General features: G+C 71.7%; 17 protein-coding genes and 1 pseudogene. 10 read left to right on the top strand and 8 right to left on the bottom strand.

The window, feature by feature from the left end; all coding sequences use genetic code 11:
• The first annotated feature begins 31 nt into the window (after nucleotides 1-31).
• The 4 genes from ABD858_RS14140 to ABD858_RS14125 are packed head-to-tail and all read left to right on the top strand — an operon-like array spanning nucleotide 32 to nucleotide 3,643.
• Complete coding sequence (locus ABD858_RS14140) at nucleotides 32-745, top strand: polysaccharide deacetylase family protein (protein ID WP_345044524.1); 714 nt, start codon at nucleotides 32-34, stop codon at nucleotides 743-745.
• On the top strand, nucleotides 742-1,884 hold the full coding sequence (locus ABD858_RS14135) for a glycosyltransferase (protein WP_345037246.1): 1,143 nt from the start codon (nucleotides 742-744) through the stop codon (nucleotides 1,882-1,884). Before ABD858_RS14140 ends, ABD858_RS14135 begins: the two co-directional genes overlap by 4 nt.
• Nucleotides 1,872-2,459 (top strand): lipopolysaccharide biosynthesis protein, encoded by a 588-nt coding sequence (locus tag ABD858_RS14130; RefSeq protein WP_345037244.1) that lies wholly within the window; start codon nucleotides 1,872-1,874, stop codon nucleotides 2,457-2,459. Before ABD858_RS14135 ends, ABD858_RS14130 begins: the two co-directional genes overlap by 13 nt.
• Nucleotides 2,459-3,643 carry a GNAT family N-acetyltransferase gene (locus tag ABD858_RS14125; RefSeq protein ID WP_345037242.1) on the top strand — a complete coding sequence of 395 codons (1,185 nt, stop codon included), beginning with the start codon at nucleotides 2,459-2,461 and terminating at the stop codon, nucleotides 3,641-3,643. Before ABD858_RS14130 ends, ABD858_RS14125 begins: the two co-directional genes overlap by 1 nt.
• On the opposite strand, the gene ABD858_RS14120 is transcribed toward ABD858_RS14125, so the two are convergent.
• Nucleotides 3,538-4,641: a glycoside hydrolase family 26 protein gene (locus ABD858_RS14120; RefSeq protein WP_425586196.1), complete on the bottom strand. Its 1,104-nt coding sequence runs from the start codon at nucleotides 4,639-4,641 to the stop codon at nucleotides 3,538-3,540. The two genes, ABD858_RS14125 and ABD858_RS14120, sit on opposite strands and share 106 nt — an antisense overlap.
• A 199-nt stretch (nucleotides 4,642-4,840) precedes the next feature.
• Nucleotides 4,841-5,251: a rodlin gene (locus ABD858_RS14115; protein ID WP_345037240.1), complete on the bottom strand. Its 411-nt coding sequence runs from the start codon at nucleotides 5,249-5,251 to the stop codon at nucleotides 4,841-4,843.
• Nucleotides 5,252-5,454: 203 nt separating this feature from the next.
• Here ABD858_RS14115 and ABD858_RS14110 point away from each other — a divergent pair, with 203 nt between their 5' ends.
• Nucleotides 5,455-5,865, top strand: coding sequence for a rodlin (locus ABD858_RS14110; RefSeq protein ID WP_345037238.1), 411 nt, complete (start codon nucleotides 5,455-5,457; stop codon nucleotides 5,863-5,865).
• 180 nt (nucleotides 5,866-6,045) lie between these two features.
• Nucleotides 6,046-6,453, top strand: a complete 408-nt coding sequence (locus tag ABD858_RS14105; RefSeq protein ID WP_345037235.1) for a rodlin — start codon at nucleotides 6,046-6,048, stop codon at nucleotides 6,451-6,453.
• 163 nt (nucleotides 6,454-6,616) lie between these two features.
• Here the strand turns inward: ABD858_RS14105 and ABD858_RS14100 are convergent, their stop codons facing one another.
• Nucleotides 6,617-7,264 (bottom strand): TetR family transcriptional regulator, encoded by a 648-nt coding sequence (locus ABD858_RS14100; RefSeq protein WP_345037233.1) that lies wholly within the window; start codon nucleotides 7,262-7,264, stop codon nucleotides 6,617-6,619.
• A 188-nt stretch (nucleotides 7,265-7,452) separates the two neighbouring features.
• Here ABD858_RS14100 and ABD858_RS14095 point away from each other — a divergent pair, with 188 nt between their 5' ends.
• Together ABD858_RS14095 and afsK are read left to right on the top strand one after the other, a co-directional pair.
• On the top strand, nucleotides 7,453-8,232 hold the full coding sequence (locus tag ABD858_RS14095; protein ID WP_345037231.1) for a VOC family protein: 780 nt from the start codon (nucleotides 7,453-7,455) through the stop codon (nucleotides 8,230-8,232).
• A gap of 416 nt (nucleotides 8,233-8,648) precedes the next feature.
• Nucleotides 8,649-11,033, top strand: a complete 2,385-nt coding sequence (afsK, locus tag ABD858_RS14090; protein WP_345037228.1) for a protein serine/threonine kinase AfsK — start codon at nucleotides 8,649-8,651, stop codon at nucleotides 11,031-11,033.
• A gap of 4 nt (nucleotides 11,034-11,037) precedes the next feature.
• Here the strand turns inward: afsK and ABD858_RS14085 are convergent, their stop codons facing one another.
• The gene (locus ABD858_RS14085; RefSeq protein ID WP_345037226.1) at nucleotides 11,038-11,553 is read right to left on the bottom strand and encodes a hypothetical protein; all 516 of its coding nucleotides are present in this window, start codon (nucleotides 11,551-11,553) and stop codon (nucleotides 11,038-11,040) included.
• A 276-nt stretch (nucleotides 11,554-11,829) separates the two neighbouring features.
• Here ABD858_RS14085 and ABD858_RS14080 point away from each other — a divergent pair, with 276 nt between their 5' ends.
• Nucleotides 11,830-12,408 carry a hypothetical protein gene (locus ABD858_RS14080; protein WP_345037224.1) on the top strand — a complete coding sequence of 193 codons (579 nt, stop codon included), beginning with the start codon at nucleotides 11,830-11,832 and terminating at the stop codon, nucleotides 12,406-12,408.
• Here ABD858_RS14080 and ABD858_RS14075 read toward each other — a convergent pair.
• Nucleotides 12,381-12,599, bottom strand: coding sequence for a hypothetical protein (locus ABD858_RS14075; protein WP_345037222.1), 219 nt, complete (start codon nucleotides 12,597-12,599; stop codon nucleotides 12,381-12,383). The genes ABD858_RS14080 and ABD858_RS14075 overlap by 28 nt on opposite strands.
• 116 nt (nucleotides 12,600-12,715) lie before the next feature.
• Here ABD858_RS14075 and ABD858_RS14070 point away from each other — a divergent pair, with 116 nt between their 5' ends.
• On the top strand, nucleotides 12,716-13,456 hold the full coding sequence (locus tag ABD858_RS14070) for a hypothetical protein (RefSeq protein WP_345037220.1): 741 nt from the start codon (nucleotides 12,716-12,718) through the stop codon (nucleotides 13,454-13,456).
• Here ABD858_RS14070 and ABD858_RS14065 read toward each other — a convergent pair.
• The 3 genes and pseudogenes from ABD858_RS14065 to afsR all read right to left on the bottom strand — a co-directional run.
• Nucleotides 13,404-13,544, bottom strand: a pseudogene (locus ABD858_RS14065) (DUF397 domain-containing protein); the annotation flags it as partial. The gene ABD858_RS14070 and the pseudogene ABD858_RS14065 sit on opposite strands and share 53 nt — an antisense overlap.
• A 510-nt stretch (nucleotides 13,545-14,054) precedes the next feature.
• Nucleotides 14,055-14,240 carry a hypothetical protein gene (locus ABD858_RS14060; RefSeq protein WP_345037218.1) on the bottom strand — a complete coding sequence of 62 codons (186 nt, stop codon included), beginning with the start codon at nucleotides 14,238-14,240 and terminating at the stop codon, nucleotides 14,055-14,057.
• Between the two features lie 205 nt (nucleotides 14,241-14,445).
• On the bottom strand, nucleotides 14,446-17,409 hold the full coding sequence (gene afsR, locus ABD858_RS14055) for an SARP-family global regulator AfsR (protein ID WP_345037215.1): 2,964 nt from the start codon (nucleotides 17,407-17,409) through the stop codon (nucleotides 14,446-14,448).
• Between the last annotated feature and the right edge of the window lie 431 nt (nucleotides 17,410-17,840).

Genomic DNA, 17,840 nt, shown 5'->3' with positions numbered 1-17,840 from the left:
CCGAAAGCATTCCGGCCCGCCGTGGGTGCTGATGTACCACTCGGTGGGCGATCCCATGGACGACCCGTACCGGGTCACCGTCTCGCCCGCCCGCCTCGACCGCCAGCTGCGGTGGCTGCGCGGGCACGGACTGACCGGGGTCTCCATGACCGAACTGCTGCGTGCCCGAGAGCTCGGCCGGGCCGCCGGCCTGGTCGGCCTCACTTTCGACGACGGATACGCCGACTTCACCGAGCACGCCCTGCCGCTGCTGCGCCGCCATGGGTGCACGGCGACGGTGTTCGCCCTGCCGGGACTGCTCGGCGGCGCCAACGACTGGGACCGGCCGGGCCCGCGCAAGCCGCTGCTCACCGCGGACGGCATCCGCGAGGCGGCGCGGGCCGGTATGGAGATCGGCTCGCACGGGCTGCTGCACCGGGACCTCACCACCGCGGACGAGGAGACCCTGCACCGGGAGACCCACCACAGTCGTACCCTCCTGCGCGACATCACCGGCCGCGCTCCCGAGGGCTTCTGCTACCCCTACGGCACGGTCGACCCGCGAGCCGCCGAGGCCGTACGCACGGCCGGATACCGCTACGCCTGCGCCACCGGTGCCGGCCCGCTCACGGGCATGTACGCCCTGCCGCGCGTCCACATCGGCGAACGCGACACGACATGGCGTCTCCGGGTGAAGCGTGCCCTGCACCCCCTCCGCCGCCCGCGCACCCCCCGGGCCCACCGAGCACAGCGGGAGGACCGATGAAGGTGCTGCACATCATCACCGGCCTCGGCGTCGGCGGCGCCGAGCAGCAGCTGCGGCTGCTGCTGCGGCACCTGCCGGTGCGTTGCGACGTCGTCACCCTCACCAACCCCGGCACCGTCGCCGAGGGCATCACCGCCGACGGCGGGCGGGTCGCGCACCTCGGCATGGGCGGCAACCGCGACCTGACCGCCCTCGCCCGGCTCACCCGGCTCGTCCGCCGCGGCCGGTACGACGTCGTCCACACCCACCTCTACCGCGCCTGTGTGTACGGGCGGCTCGCGGCCCGGCTTGCCGGGGTCCGTACGGTCGTCGCCACCGAACACTCCCTGGGCGCCGCGCAGATCGAGGGCCGCCCGCTCCGGGCCGGCGTCCGGTCCCTCTACCTCGCCACCGAACGGCTCTCCACCGCGACCGTCGCCGTCTCGGCGACCGTCGCCCAGCGGCTGCGGGACTGGGGCGTGCCCCCGCCGCGCATCCATGTCGTCCCCAACGGCATCGAGGCGCATCGTTTCCGCTACGACTCCGCGGCCCGCCGGGCCGTGCGCGACCGGATCGGGCTGCCGCACGACGCGTTCGTCGTGGGCGGGGTCGGCCGGCTCGCCGAGGGCAAGCGGTTCGACATCCTCGTACGGGCCGTGGCCGCGCTGCCCGGCGCCCGGCTCCTGGTGGTCGGCGAAGGGCCGGAGAGGGCACGGCTCCACGAGCTGGCCGGCCGGCTCGGCGCCGCGGACCGGGTGCTGCTCACCGGCGCCTGCGAGGACCCGCCGCGGCGGGCCGTGGAGCCGGGGCTGCCGGGGCTGCTCTCCGCCATGGACGTGTTCGTGTCCGCCTCGCCCGAGGAGGCCTTCGGCCTCGCGGTCGTCGAGGCCCTGGCCGCCGGTCTGCCCGTGCTGCATGTCACCTGTCCCGCCGTCGACGACCTCCCCCCGGACGCGGCCCCCGGAGCCCATCGGGTCACCGGCACCGAGGACGGGATCCGCGACGCCCTGCGCCTGCTGCGGGCCGGGAGCCGCACCCGTCGGCTGCCCGTTCCCGCGGCCGTCGGGCACTACGACATCGCGCACACCGCGGAACGGCTCATGTCCGTCTACACACAAGCCCACCCCCACGCCGAAAAGAGCCCCCGATGCCCCGGATGACACCGCCGAAGCGCCTTCGCGTGCGCCCGAAGACGCTGCCCCTGTGGTGGCCGCTGCCCACCCTCGCACTGGCCGGCCTGCTGGCGGGCGGCTCGTACGGGCTGCTGACCGCCGCTCAGTACGCGGCGACGAGCTATGTCGTGGTGATCCCCACCGAGCGTTCCGACCCGGGCACGGCGCTCGGCTTCGCCCAGGCGTACGGGCGGATGGCCACGCAGATCGCCGGCCGGAAGGGGGACCCCCGGGTCCGTGCCTCGACGTCACCGGACGCCCCCATGATCGAGATCACCGCCACGGCCGCACGCCCCGGCGCCGCCGCCGAACTCGCGAACGACGTGGCCCGCGCCCTCACCGGGAACAGCAGCCGGATGCAGTCCGGCACCGGAGTGCGGCTGCTCCAGCTGTCCCCGGCCACCGCCCCCACCGTCCCCGCCTCGCTGTCCGCACCGCTCACCGCCCTGGTCGGCGGCTGCGCGGGCGGGTTGCTGGGCGGTCTGGTCCTGCTCACCTTCCCCCGGCGCCCCCCGGCGGAGCTCCCGGTGGCCGTGCCCGCCCCGGCGGCGGAGGTGGTCTGATGGCCGGGGACTTCGCGGTGACGCAGTGCCGGGACGTACGGGAGTTCGCCGCGCTGGAGGCGGACTGGCGACGGCTCCACCGGGGCTGCCGCACCGCCACCCCGTTCCAGAGCCACCCCTGGCTGTACTCCTGGTGGGTGTCGTACGGGACGGCGGGACGGCTGCGGCTGGTTCTCGTCCGGCGTGCGGGCCGGCTCGTGGCAGCGGCGCCGCTGATGCTGGCCTTCCGTCCGCTGCCCGTGCTGGTCCATCTGGGTGGCGGGATCACCGACTTCTGCGATGTGCTGCTCGACGACTCCTGCCCGGACGAGGCGGCCGCCGCGCTCGTGACCGGTCTGGCCGCGGCGGCCCGTACGGCGGTCATCGATCTGCGCGAGGTACGGCCCGGCTCCGCCGTCGAGCGCGTCCTCGGCGCCTGGCCGGGACCACGGCGCAGGCTGGCCGACTCCCCGTGCCTGGAGCTGCCCGCGGTCCCCTTCCCCGCGCTCCTCGAACGGCTTCCGGCGTCGGGCGCGCAGCGGGCCCGGGCGAAGCTGCGCAAGCTGGACGCGCTGGGTGTCGAGGGCCGGGCCGTCGGCGAGGACAAGGTGCCGGCCGCGGTGGCGACCCTGCTGCGGCTGCACCGGCTGCAGTGGCAGGGGCGCGGGGTGACGCCGGAACATCTGCGTTCCCGTTTCGCGGAGCACCTCATCCGGTCGGCGCGCACGATGGTCCGGCACGGCGAGGCGATGATGACCGAGTTCCGGCTGGACGGCCGGGTCGTCGCCGCAGACCTCACCCTGATGTCGGACCGTCTGGCGGGCGGTTATCTGTACGGGGCGCACCCCGAGCTGCGGGCCCGCAAGGTGGACGTGACCGCCATGCTGCTGCGGCACTGCGCGGAGGCGGCCGGTGCGGGGGGCCGTGATGTGCTGAGCCTGTTGCGCGGCAACGAGCCGTACAAGCACCACTGGCGTCCGGACACCGTGCGCAATCAGCGGTTTCTGCTGGCTCGCCGCGGTCTGGAGCCGCTGCTGGCGCTGCACGCGGCGGGGGCGGCGGCCTGCGACCGGGTCGCAGGCCTCGCCGACGGATCCGGTCAGTGCGAGGGCAGCCGCCAGTCGAGGACGGGAACGCAGATCTCGCGGCCGAGCCAGCTCTCGATCCAGTCGCCGAGGTCCAGTGGCCCGCAGTCCGTGGGCTGATGCTCGAGGACCGGTTCCGTACGAGCGCCCAGCATGGACCGGAACACCTCGGACGACGCGGGGTTCTCCGTGCACTGCCATACGCCGTGCGGACAGTAGTCGGTGATCGTGTGGTAGACCGGCCTCTGCTCGTCGATCCACTGGATCATGCGCCGCATGTACTCCGCGTTGTCGCCGTTGCGGAACAGCCCCCATTCGGGGTAGGAGACGGGCTTCTTGTGCTCGGTGGCGAAGTCGACCTGTTTCCGGAGCCCGTACGGGCCGTTGACCTGATCGTCGAAGGTCTGTCCCGGCGGCTGGTCGTAGGAGTCCATGCCGATGATGTCCACCACGTCGTCGCCGGGATAGCAGGAGGTCCACGGGATCGCGTCCGGCCCGCGGCTCGGTGTGAAGTCGAACCGGAAGCCCGCCCCCGGCACGGAACGCATCGCGGTGACGATGCGCGTCCAGTACCCCTTCCATGCCGCCGGGTCGGGACCGCAGCGGTGGCTGTAGGTGATGCCGTTCATCTCCCAGCCGAGCACGATCACCGTGTCCGGGACGCCGAGGGTGACCAGCCGCTCGGCCAGAGCGCGGAAGTGCTGGTCGTAGGTTCCTCGTGCCCCCGCCTGGAGCTCGGCGCGCACTTCGAGGTCGTCGAGGTGTTCCTCGTTGCGTTCCAGCATGGGGACGTTGAGGACGAACAGCCGGTCGGCCTTCGCGCGTCGCCACTCGGCCCAGTCCTTCAGGAAGGAGGGTTGTCCCTCGATGTCGGGCCAGGTGCCCCCCGGCAGATAGGTGTGACCCACCCGCAGTTCGGTGCCGCCGAGCCATTTCTCCATCTCGGCCATTCGTCTGACGCCTTCCGGGCCCGATCCGAGAAACGCGCCCATGGCCGGGGCGGGAGCAGGGGCGTCGGCGGTGTGGCCCGGGACGGTCATGGCGGTGCCCGCCGTCAGGAGGCCCGCGGTGAACACACCCAGACGAGTGCGCGCCGGCAGGTGGGATTTACGCGACATGAAGACTCCTCGTGGGACGGCAATGCGGCGCGGATCACGCTGAGTCAAAAGTATTTTTAATCAGCCGATCAGGCGTCGGCTCAGGACTTCTGATCGTCCGTTCGTGTGAGAAATTCTCCGCTCGGACATGGAACAAAGGCCTGGCGCACTCGGGAAATCGAGTGCGCCAGGCCTTCGTGGGATTCCTGGGGCGAGTGCCTCAGCCGTTCTGCGTGCCGTTGCCGGCCAGGAGCGCGACGCCGTCCAGCAGGTGCGAGAGCGGCTCGTCGCCCTTGGTCTGGGTGGAGTTCTCGGTGCACTGCTGGTTCTGCGGGTTCGACAGGACCGGGACGTCCTGCACGGCGACCGGCACGAGACCCACGAGGGAACCGGCGTTGGCCTTGGCCGGGAGGGCGACACACGGCTTGTTCAGGGAGCCCTGAATGAGCGCGAACTGCGGGCTGAAGTCGCCCCCGGTCGCCTGGTTGCCGTAGGACTGGACGGCGAAGTTCCCACTCTCGGTGGTGGTGTCACCGTCGTTGGCGATGGCCATGGCCTGCGGCGCGGCCACCGCTGAGGCGCCGACCACGGAGGCGGTGACCGCTGCGGCGGCCAGCAACTGCTTGATCACGGTTTGTTCCTTTTCTCAGCAAGGCGCACGATGGGTGCACCGTGATCAACCCTGCTTTCCGGAATTTGGTTGTGGTGCTTCACCCGATCGGCTTGTGAGGCCGTCATGTCGGCCTTTGGAGTGAACGGCAGAAACCAAACGCGTGCCGTGGATGTTGTCCAGAACGCTCTGGCGCAGGGCACCCTTCGAGAAAGGCATATATCGTGATCAAGAAGGTCCTGGCGACCGCCGCTGTCACGGCATCCATCATCGGCGCCTCGGCGTGTATGGCCCCGCAGGCGCTGGCGATCGCCGACGACGGCAACACCACCACGGAGAGCGGCAACAACTCCGTCCAGTCCTACGGCAACTCCTCGACTCAGGGTGCCTACAGCCCGCAGTTCGGTCTGGTCCAGGGCTCCCTGAACAAGCCGTGTGTCGCCCTCCCGGCCAAGGTCAACGCCGGTTCCCTCGTGGGTCTCGTGCCGGTCGCCGTGCAGGACGTCCCGGTCCTGTCGAACCCGCAGAACCAGCAGTGCACCGAGAACTCCACCCAGCAGAAGGGTGACGAGCCGCTCTCGCACCTCCTCGACAACGTCGCTGCCTTGTCCGGCAACGGTACGCAGAACAGCTGACACCGCGTCGGAAGGCCGGGCCGCCGCATCCAGCGGCGGCCCGGCCGCTTTTACGGCACCGGCAACGGCGAGTGCCGAACCAAGCTGTTCAGGTGAAATGGCGAAACTATCGCGGCCCGGTCGAGTTGTTGCTCATGGCACTCCATGGTGGGAGTCCAATCACGGAAAAGGTGCAACACAATGAAGAAGCTTTGGGCAGCCGCCGCCGTCGCCGCATCCGTGGCCGGCGTCTCCGGGATGGCGGCGCCGCAGGCGCTGGCGATCGCGAACGACGGTGACACGACGACGACCAGCGGCACCAATAGCGAGCAGCAGTACGGCAACCAGGCGACCGAGGGTGCCTACAGCCCGCAGTTCGCGCTTGTCCAGGGCTCCCTGAACAAGCCGTGTGTCGCCCTCCCGGCCAAGGCCAACGCCGGTTCCCTCGTGGGTCTCGTGCCGGTCGCCGTGCAGGACGTCCCGGTCCTGTCGAACCCGCAGAACCAGCAGTGCACCGAGAACTCCACCCAGCAGAAGGGTGACGAGCCGCTCTCGCACCTCCTCGACAACGTCGCTGCCTTGTCCGGCAACGGCCTGCAGAACGGCTGACCCGACCTCCGGCACATCGAGGCCCCGGAGCCGCCGCGGGATGCGGCCGGCTCCGGGGCCTTCGTGCATCCCATGCCCGGGCGTCACGGGCGCTGACACGCGAGCGCCGGCGGCGGATCAGCATGGTGATCCGCCGCCGGCGTGACAGGACGTGCGCGCAGGGTTACTTCGTCGGCTTGCGGCCGGTGATGCCCAGATGCACCAGCAGCGCCAGGCTGGGTTTCAGTTCGGACTGCTTGACGCCCCAGGTCTGGAAGCCCTTCTGGTGGGAGGCCACCGCGGCGAGCATGGCCACCAGGGAGCCGGACACCGCGGCCGGGCTGATGTCCTTGTCGACCTTGCCCTTGGCCTGGAGCTCCTTGACGGCGTCCGTGAGGGAGCTGGTGACGGAGTTCAGGATCTTCATGCGGATCTTGTAGAACCGCTTGTCGCCCTCGGCCGCGCCGAGGTCGACCACGCGAAGGATCGCGTCGTGCTTGCGCCAGAAGTCGAGGAACCCGTCGACGAGCTGCTCCGCGGTCTGCCAGCCGGACTTGCCGGCCCAGGTGCGGCCGGCGACCAGTTCGGTCAGTCCGGCACCCTCCTTGGCCATCTCCTCCGCGATCTCCAGGACCGCGCCCTCGACATCGGGGAAGTACTGGTAGAAGGTCGCCGGAGAGGTGCCCGCCTTACGGGCCACGTCGATGACTTTGACGTCCCGGTACGGCGAGGAGCTGAGCATCTCGCTGAGGCAGTCGAGCAGCTTCTGCCGCGTCGCCTGGCCGCGCCGACCGGCCACGCGGCCGTCGACGGTACGTACTTGTCCTGTCATGTCGTCAGCTTACCGAGGGGGGATCTGAGCGCGATTTGGCCGACTGCAAATGGGGAGGTCGGATGGTCCTATCAACAGCCTGTGGATAACTTCGGTGGACAACGGGCGGCGGGTGGGGACCGGCGTTAGCTTGACTGTGATGGGTGCCACACGTTCGTACGATAGTGGTACGGAAAGGACGCAGGCCCATGGCCCGATTCGCTGAAGGTGCACCGTGCTGGGCGGATGTCACGCTGCCCGACCTCGCGGCGGGCAAACGCTTCTACGGCGAGCTCTTCGAGTGGACGTTCGACGAGGAGGCGGATGAGGCATACGGCTACTACACGAACGCCTTCCGTGACGGCAAGCGGGTCGCCGGACTGGTGGCCAAACGGGACGGGCGCATGCCCACCGCGTGGGGGATCTATTTCGCCACCTCCGACGCCATCGCCCTCACCACCCGGATCGAGGAGGCGGGTGGCCGGGTGATCATGGCCCCGATGCAGGTCGGCCCGTACGGCACCATGGCGGTCGCGGCTGATCCGGGCGGCGCGGTCTTCGGAATCTGGCAGGCCGGGGCGCACGCCGGTTTCGAGAGGATCCGCGAGCCCGGCTCCTTCTGCTGGACCGAGGTCAACACCCGCGACAAGGAGCGCGTCGACCCCTTCTACGAGAGCCTCTTCGGATTCGTCGGCCAGGACGTCGACGAGGAGGACATCGACTACCGGACCTGGTCACCAGTCGGCTCGCCGCCCGGTGTCGAGACCGCCCTCCTCGGGCGCAACGTCATGGGAGACGCCTTCCCGCCCGAGATGCCCCCCCATTTCCTGGTCTACCTCTTCGTCGAGGACTGCGACGGAACCGCCGACGAGGCCGCCCGCCTCGGCGGCCGGATATCGGCGCCGCCCGTGTCCACCACGTTTGGCCGGATCGCGGTCCTCGCCGACAATCAGGGTGCTTCGTTCGCCGTGCTGGAGGAGCTCGAGTAGGGCCGATCGGTGCCTGGGGGGTGTCCGGCGGATCATGCCGGGCTCGCGACGCCCTGCGACTCCGTCTCTCCTCCGTAGCCCTTCGGGCACGGGAGGTGCCACCGGCGTTGTGGTCAGTCGCCGATGTCCCCCGGCTGCCTCCCCCGGCTGCCTCCCCCAGCTACCCCTGGGGGTGCCCCCACCGCATGCGTGGACATCAGCCGCTCCGCGGCGGGCCTTCCTCCGCCTTGGACCCGAAGCCGCATGCGCGCACACCAGCCGCTCCGCGGCGGACGCTCGCTCATCCAGCCTGATCCACCGGACACCCTCTGGACGCGCCGGTTCGCCCCCGGGTTCGCAAGCACCGCCTCCGGCAGGAAGAATCAGGGTGCGCAAGGCCGAAATTCTTCAGGCCAGTACGGGGAGGTGGCAGGCAAGTGGAGCAGCTGACGCAGCACGATCCGAGGCGGATCGGCCCGTTCGAGGTGCTGGGACGACTCGGTGCCGGCGGCATGGGGCTGGTCTATCTCGCGCGCTCGGCGTCGGGCCGCCGCGTGGCGATCAAGACGGTACGCACCGAGCTCGCCGAGGACCAGCTGTTCCGTGTCCGCTTCACGCGTGAGGTGGAGGCCGCGCGGGCCGTCAGCGGTTTCTACACGGCGGCCGTCGTGGACGCCGATCCGCGTGCCGCGGTGCCGTGGCTCGCCACCGCGTACGTACCCGCGCCCTCCCTCGAGGAGATAGTGACCGAGTGCGGGCCGCTCCCGGCCCCGGCGGTCCGCTGGCTGGCCGCCGGTATCGCCGAGGCGCTGCAGTCGATCCACGGCGCCGGGCTCGTCCACCGCGACCTCAAACCGTCGAATGTCCTGGTCGTGGAGGACGGGCCGCGGGTGATCGACTTCGGTATCGCGTCCGGGGTCTCCAGCACCCGGCTGACCATGACCAACGTCGCCGTGGGCACCCCCGCCTACATGTCGCCCGAGCAGGCGAAGGACTCACGCAGCGTGAGAGGCGCCAGCGATGTCTTCTCGCTCGGCTCCACGCTGGTCTTCGCCGCCACCGGGCATCCCCCCTTCCACGGGGCCAACCCGGTCGAGACGGTCTTCATGCTGCTGCGCGAGGGTCCCGACCTGGAGGGGCTGCCCGACGAGCTGCGGCCGCTGATCGAGTCCTGCATGCAGATGGACTTCGCGCTGCGGCCCTCCCCGGAGGACCTCCAGGCCCAGCTCGCCCCGCATCTGTTCGGCTCCGGCTCGGACGACAGCGGTACCGCGTCCGCGTGGCTGCCGCCGCGGGCGACCGGCCTGATCGATCAGCGCCGGGGCGGTCTGCGGCCGGCCGCAAGCGCTCCGAACGCGCCCGTGCAGCCGGCGCCCCCGTCGACGCCGCCGCGCCCGTCGTACCAGCCGCAGGCCGCGCCGGCGGAGCCGCAGAGCGCGAGCGACGCGAATGCCGGTGCGTGGCCGCCGGGCGGGACCGTGCGGCTGCACGGCGCCAAGGTGCCGATCGGTCCGGGCCTGCGCGTCGCCGAGGCCCGCTCCGCGGTGGTCCCCGACGCGGGCCCCGCCACCGGCTGGATCCGGCCCCCGGCCGGGGTGAACGGCGACGCGCCGGCCGGTGCGACGGCCGCCCACAGCGCGCCGGTGCCGCAGCCCGCACACGCGCCGGACGCGGCACCGGGCCGCTGGCGGCCCTGGCGGTTCCGGATGTCCAACGACGTTTGGGGCACCCCGGTGGTCTCCGGCGATCTGCTGTACGTCACCTCCTTCGAGGTGCACGCGCTGGACGTGGCGACCGGCCGCCGCCAGTTCAAGACCAGGGACGTGGCCTGGTCGATGGCCGTCGACGGCGGCCGTATCCACGCCTCGGACGGGCCCACGCTGTACGCCCTCGACGCGACGGACGGCAGCGAGCGCTGGCGGCTGCCCACGGAAGCCTGGGTGTACTCGCTCAAGGCCGACCGGGGCACGGTCGTCACCGGCACCCGCGGCGGCGGCGTCCAGGCCTGGGAGGCCGCGAACGGCGAGAAGCTGTGGGAGATCTCCGGGGCCCAGACGGACTTCGAGACCCCGGAGGCCGGGCCGGCCGTTTACGACGACACCGTGTACGTGTGGAAGGACGCCCGGCTGCGCGCGCTGGACGCCCGTACGGGCACGGAGCGCTGGTCGTACCCGGTCGGCGACGCGGCCTCCTGCGGCGGCGTACCGGTGCGGGTGGCGCCCGCCCAGGACGGCAATGTGTACATCTCCGCGGGCACCCGGGTGCTGGCCGTCGACAACGCCGGCGGCCATGTCGGCTGGCACTTCGAGGCGCCGGCCGTCTTCCTCTCCCCGCCCGCCTTCGTGCCGGGCGCGGCGGTGACCGGCGGCGGGGTGTACCTCGCGGACTATCTGGGCACGGTGTACGCCCTGGACGCGACGACCGGCCAGGACCGCTGGCGGATCGCCACCGAGTCCCGCCAGTCCATCGAGCCCGTGCTCGTCGCCGGCGGCAACGTCCATGTCGGCAGCGGCAGCGCGCTCTACACCTTGGACGCGGTGACCGGCACCCCGAAGTGGCGGTTCGCGGCAGGCGGCGACGTGGTCGGCGCCCCAGTGGTGGCGGACGGCCGGCTGCACTTCGGCTCCACCGACCACCATCTGTACACGGTGGACGCGTCGGGCGGTCAGCTGCGCTGGAAGCTGGCGACGGGCGGCGAGATCACGGGCTCGCCGGTGGCGAAGGCGGGTGTGGTCTACGCATGCAGCAAGGACCGCTGCGTCTACGCCCTCGACGCGGTGAAGGGCACCGCGACGGGCCGCGCGGGCCAGGGCCCTGCCTGACGCGTCAGTCCGCCGGGGTGTCCAGCATCGGCCGGGCCGGGGGCGGCTCCTCGTCCTCCTCCGGCTCCGCCCGCCGGGCGGGCACCCGGCGGCCGCTCATGACGGCGGCACCCAGGAGCATCAGCAGCCCGCCCCCGAACGCGTTCGCGACCCCGACGCCCAGGCCGTTGCCGTACGCGCTGACGGAGAGGCCGTGGAGGGCCTGGCCCTGGCGGACCATCCACAGGATGGTGAAGCCGAGGACCAGCCCCCCGGCAGTGGCGACCGCCGCCCGGGACCGCAGCACCACACCGGTGACGGCCACGGCGGCGGCGAAGACGAGCGGCAGCAGGATCGATTCGGCGAGGCCGGCCCTGACGCCGGTGATGCCCGTGAACAGGTCCTGGAAGCGGTAGTACCGCCCTTCACGGCCGTCGTACCAGGCCCGGAACGGACTCCACACGGCGGCCGTCGCTCCGGCGAGGGCGAGGAGCGAGCCGAGGACGTTGCGGGCCGTCTCCGGTTTCCTCCGGACGCCCATCTCCGGCCTCCTTCATCTCTCGTTGCAGACGCTACGCCGGGTACTTGCAGGTCGCCAGGCGACCCCCGCTAGTGCCGCGACCGGCAACGTTTGCCCGTCAAGGAGCGGCGTCCGGTGCGTGCGATCGCAAGGCGGCCGAAGGCCCTCGTAGCAGCGTTACTTGGGTTTTCGGCCAACGCAGCGAGCGTGCGTGCCGGACGTCGCGACGGGGCAAACGTTGCCGGGAGGCTAGGGTGACGCGCGACAACGGGGAGGGCGTATGCGAGGGGGATCCGCATGATGCGCGGACATCTGAAACTTGCGGCCGTACTGGTCGCCGTGGTGCTCGCGCTGACCGGGTTCAGCCCCGCCGGCCACGGCAGTGGCGGCAAGGGCGGCGGAGGCAAGGGCGGCAGCAAGAGTTCGAGCAAGAGCAGTGGCGGCGGGGGCGGCTGTTCCAGCTCCAAGAAGAAGAACGACGACTACGACTCGGACGACGGGGACAGTTACAGCGGCAGTAGCGGCTCGGGCGGCAGCACACCCACACCCACATCGACTCCGACAGCAGCCGACGAGGTCACGGTGGACATCGTCGGCTGCGTACGCCAGGCCAAGGGCAAGCAGAAGGCCAGGCCGTCCGCCTTGGTGAAGGTGACCGCCCCGGCCGGAGCCGAGCGCACCTACCGGGTGAGCCTGCGCTTTCTGGGCGCAACCGGCGGCGAAGTCGACGACGGCACCGCGGAGGTGGAGCTGGACGGCGGAGAAGTCCGCACCGTCACGGTGCGGATGGACAACCCGCGCAAGCTCTCGAAGGTGCGCAAGTGCGAAGTGGAAGCGACGGAGGCCGTTCAGCCCTCCCCCTCTTCCTCCTCCTGACGTCTGCGGTAGCCGGTGCGGCAGGCGGTGAACGGCTCCGCATGCTGCACGGGGACACAGGCCGCCCTGCCGGGGCCGGCCACGAGACCACCGTCCAGGTCGCGGTGACGCGCGCGGCCTCCTTCGCGGCCGTGCACGGCCCGTACCGTGCCCTGCACGGCGGCCGTCGGGTCGCGGACGCCTCTGCGCAATGCCTTGCCACCAGGGTTCCGGGGGTGCATCCCTGAGCAGGCGTCAGGGTCTTCTGGGGAAGGTCTCCGGGGTCTCCCTGATGGGCCGGGAGCGGGCGGGGGCCAGGCTGGATGGCATGAATCCCGTGATCCGTAACCGTGTCGCGTCCGTACTCGTCGCAGGCGCGACTGCCGGCGCCCTGCTTGCCGGTGGGGCAACGAGCGCCGTGGCGTCCACGCCGCCCTCCGAAAGCCCGTCCTTGTCCGACTTCAGCGACTGTCCGGACCTGCCGACGGGCGTCGACCCCGCCAAGTGGCGCTGTGAGGTCTTCGTCTCCGAAGGCCGTTTCAAGCTCGGCGCGGTGGATGTCCCGGCCATGGCCCCCATGGTCATCACCAACGCCGAAGGCCCCCTGCCGGACGGCAGCCGGGGCCAGGTGTTCGGCGCACTGCGCGCCACCCCGACGCCGGTGCCCGACGCCCCCGCGCCCTTCCGGGGCAGCCTGCGGCTGCAGCCGGAGTACGCCGGCTACGCCGACTTCTACGGCGACGGTGTGCACAGGGGCGCGCTCGACCTGAAGTTCCGCCTGATCCACCCGCTGCTGGACAGCGACTGCACGATCGGGTCGGATGCGGATCCGGTGAAGTTCCGGATGATCCAGGACGGCAGCACGGAGTGGGTATCCAAGAACCCTCCGGTCCTGAAGTTCAAGGCGCACGACACCGCGTTCGCGGCCCCCGGCGCACACGGCTGCGGCCCGCTCACCCACCTCGTCGACCAGCGCCTGGGACTTCCCGCGGCGACCGGGGACAACGAGATATCGCTCAACGCGTCCTACACCTTCCGGACCTACGACAAGCTGCCCGCGCGCTCCTAGCCGACCTTGCCGGCCACGTCGGCGACAACGCCCGCCAGGCGGTGGGGGCGACGGTGAAGGTGGGCCCTTGGGGTGCCTTGGAGTCGCGGACGTGGGATCCGGCGTCGGCGCAGCACGATCACGGCCATGGGGCGGGGCGCGTTCTCGTCGAGCAGCAGTTTCAAGAAGCGAGCTGCCGGGGACGGCCGTCGGCGTAGCTGTCGACGTAGTCCGTGAAGTCCGCTGCGTCACGTGCCGCGTCGGCACTCAGCCCGGGCTTCGCCGAGCGCGCGGAGGAGTCTCCGAGGGGCCGAGAGACGGCCTGATGATGCAGGCCCGCGTCCTCCAAAGCCCCGGGACCGGGCCCGGTGCTACGGGTGGCTGTTTGTGTCCACAGGCGCCGGAGGGGCCGGGCAGATGCCCGACCCCTCCGGCGCGTGTCCGGCTTGCCGGTCCTGAATGCGCCGGGTGTCCTGCCCGCCCCCCGGGTCCCCCCTGGTCCCCTCGGGCATCCCCCTGAACTCCGGCGCTCCGGCCTTCCGGACATCCGACGGCCTCGGCGGCTCCCCCGATGGCGCTGCCGTGGCCGCCCCCCGATTTAGCGGGTTGTCGGCCGTTGTCAGGCCTGCTCGCTGCCGGCGTGGGAGTCGTCCGTGCCCGTGGCGTGAGCGTCGAGAGGCTTGATCGGCGCGAACGTGGCGTGGGCATCGAGCGGCTTGATGGGCTCGCTGGTCGCGTGGGCGTCCTGGGTGGTGATCTCCTCGCCGGTGGCGTGCGCGTCGGCGGGCTTGAGGTTGTCGGCCATGACGGTCAACTCCTGAGATTGATAGGACTGATGAAGGGGATGCGTCCGCCCGGCGATTCCCCCGTGGACCGCCGGGCGGACGCATCAGAGCCGTTCACCTTAACGGTGAGGCCTCGCGCTGATCCGTCTGCCCCCCGACGCGACGGATCGACAACAACGAGAATGCCGTGGGTCGATAAACGATTGATGAACGCCCATGCCGGAGTCAGGCAACAGCGGTCGGGCGCAGGAGGTTGCGTACCTCTTGGGCCTCCGGTGAACCCAGTGATTCGAAGACCGACAAGGCCTCTCCCCAGCACGCCTCGGCGCGGCCGGTCTGACCGAGGGATGAGAGGGAACGGCCCAGGACGGTCAGGACGTTGGCGCGACGCCACTCGCCGCCGATGCCGTGCAGGACGGAGAGGGCCTGCTCAGCCTGGGCCGCCGCCTGTGCCGGCTTGCGGTCCGCCAGGTGCACTTCGGCGAGCCGGAACAGCGTCATTCCGTGCCACAGTTGCTGTCGGCTGTCCCGGAATACGGCCAGCGCCTCGGTGAGTACCGCCCGGGCCCGGGAGGTCTGCCCGGCACTCGTGAGTGCGAGGCCGAGAGCGTACTTGCCGTTGGCGAGCCGCAGGGCCAGTCCCGTGTCGGCCTCCTCGTAGATGCCGATGCCCTGGCGGGCCAGCTCCACCGCGCTCGCGGTGCGGCCCGTGGCGAGGTGTACGCGCGACAGATTGCACAGTGCGCTGGCCTCGCCGGGCTTGTTGCCGTCTGCCCGGAAGGCGCTGAGTGCCTGCATCAGATGGGCCTCGGCGTCGGCATGTCTGTTCTCGTACAGGGCGATGATGCCCCGCTGGTTCGGTGCCTGCCCCGTCGGGACCGGGTCGGACGCGGCAAGGCCCAGTTCCAGTGCGCGCCGGGCCTCCTCCTCGGCTTCTGCGAATCGGCCGGAGACGCTGTGGACATGGGTGAGCATGGTCCGGGCACGGCCCTCGGCCCTCGCGTCGTCCGTGGACTGCGCGGCCTCGCTGACGGCTGCCGCGGCCTGCGCGAACTGGTGTGAATAGGCCCCGGATTCACCGATGTCGACTGCGGCCATCAGCAGGTCGGCTGCGCGACGGGCGTTGTCGCTCGCGGCGGACTGCCGGGCGCAGGCCAGGAGCCCGCTGGACTCGGAGAACAGCCAGTCCAGGGCGGCTTCCCGAGTGTCGAAGTCAAGCCCTGGGTGCTCGGTCCGCTCGAAGTGGTCGAGTACCCGCTCTCCCGGGCGTTCGATCGCGTATACGCGGGCCGCCGTCGCCAGGTAGAAGTCCAGCAGGCGCGACAGCGCGGCCTCGCGCTCGCTCGGGGGCTGTTCGTCGCGTTCCGCGCACGCGCGCGCGTAGAGGCGGACGAGGTCGTGGTAGCGGTAGCGGCCGGGGGCCGCGGACTCGAGCAGGCTGATGTCGACCAGGGACTCCAGCAGGTCCTCCGTGTCGTGCAGCGGCAGGTCCAGGACGGCGGCTGCCGCGGCCAGGGAGATGTCCGGGCCGTCGGCGAGGCCGAGGAGGCGGAAGGCGCGGGCCTGGGCCGGCTCCAGCTGGCCGTAGCCGAGCTCGAAGGTGGCCTTGACCGCGAGGTCGCCGGCCTGGAGTTCGTCCAGGCGGCGCCGCTCGTCTGCGAGCTTCGCCGCCAGGACCGAGACGGTCCAGGTGCGGCGGGCCGCCAGGCGGGAGGCGGCGACACGGATGGCGAGCGGGAGGAAGCCGCACGCGGCGACCACGTCCAGGGCGGCCTCCCGCTCGGCGGTGACGCGCTCCTCGCCGACGATGCGCGTGAAGAGCTGCAGGGCCTCCTCGGGGGACATCACGTCCAGGTCGATCAGGTGCGCCCCCGCCAGATCGATCATCCTCGCCCGGCTGGTGATGAGCGCCGCGCAGCCCGCCGTGCCGGGCAGCAGGGGGCGGACCTGGGCCGCGTCGCGGGCGTTGTCCAGGAGGACCAGGATGCGGCGGCCGTCCAGGGAGGAGCGGAAGAGCGCGGCCCGCTCGTCGAGCGTGTCGGGTATCGCGGAGTCCGCGGCGCCGAGGGCGCGCAGGAAGGCGCCCAGGACCGTCTCCGGCTCGGCGGCCCGTGCCCCGGCGCCCTGGAGGTCGACGTAGAGCTGGCCGTCGGGGAACTGGGTGCGCGCGGCATGGGCCACGTGCACGGCCAGCGTGGTCTTGCCGACGCCGCCGATGCCGGCGAGCGCGGAGACGGCCATCACGCTGCCCTCCGCCGTGGCGAGGCGCTCGCCGAGTTCGCGCACGAAGGAGGCCCGGCCTATGAAGTCCGGGACCGTGGCCGGCAGTTGCGCGGGCTTGACGAAGGTGGGCACCGCGGGCGCGGGGGCCTCGTTGGGCGAGGCCAGTTCCGCGTCGGCCTGGAGGATGCGCTGCTGGAGGCGGGCGAGCTCGGGGCGCGGATCGACGCCGAGCTCCTCGGCGAGGAGGCGTCGCGTGTCGGCGTAGACGGCGAGCGCCTCGGCCTGCCGGCCGCTGCGGTAGAGGGCGAGCATGAGGAGTTCGCGGAGGCGCTCGCGCAGGGGGTGCGCGGCGGTGAGCGCGGTGAGCTCGGAGACGGCCTCGGCGTGGCTGCCGACCTCGAGATCCAGGTCGAGGCGCGCTTCGAGGAGCTGGAGGCGCCATTCCTCCAGTCTTGCCCGCTGGGTTTCGGCATACGGGCCGGGGACGCCGGCGAGCGGTTCGCCGTCCCACAGGTCCAGTGCCTGATTGAGCAGGGCGCGCGCATGGTTGCGGTCGCCGCCGGCCCGGGTCTTCTCGGCGCCGGAGGCCAGCTCCTGCGCGGTCGCGAGGTCCAGCTCGCCGGCCCCGGCCCGTATCGCGTAGCCGCCGGACTCGCTGGTCAGGGTGTCCGGGCCGAGGGTCTTGCGTAGGCGTGAGGCGTAGGTGCGTATCGCGGCCAGGGCCTGCGAAGGCGGCTCGTCACCCCAGACGGCGTCGATCAGCTCGGCAGCCGTCGCCGTACGCCCCTCGCGCAGCAGCAGCGCGGCGAGCAGGGCGCGCTGCTGCGGGGAGCCCGACGGCAGGGGCTCGTCGCCGCGCCAGGCGCGTACGGGGCCGAGCACGCCGAAGCGCAGTCCGGGATACTCCTGGGCCACCGGATCCGGAGCTCTCTGCTCCGGTGTTGGCGGGCCGCTGTCACGGTCCATGGCTGCCCCCTCTGCGCCGTACCGCTGGTATGTCCGTATGCCCCCGTCAGTCTGCCCTGTCCATCATGGCCCCGTCAGCACCGGGTTACTGACGGATGGTCAGAATGATGATGACCGTGGACGCATGGCGGCCTTCCCGAAGATCGTCTCGGTGGGCGATCGCGTGGCCGAGGGGGTGCGCGCGGGGCGCGGACGGCACACCTGGAGGTGGAGGCCGTCGTGCGCGGCGACGCGGTCTCACTGCTCGGGCTGACGCTCACGAGGGGCTGTGCGCGGGGCGTGTGACGCGGGGCCGGGGCCCGGGGCCGCTCCGGGGCACTGTCCGGGCCGGGTTGACGCCGCGTGACCTCGTGGGTCGAAGAGCCGACCGGCGTGTTCGCGCGACACATATCGCGTTTCACGGCCCGGACGGCGCCCCCTGTGCGGCCCCC

The organism is Streptomyces sannanensis (assembly GCF_039536205.1).
Taxonomy (GTDB): Bacteria; Actinomycetota; Actinomycetes; order Streptomycetales; family Streptomycetaceae; genus Streptomyces; species Streptomyces sannanensis.
The sequence above is the reverse complement of the archived record's forward strand: the minus strand, read 5'-3'. Positions and strand labels throughout refer to the sequence as shown.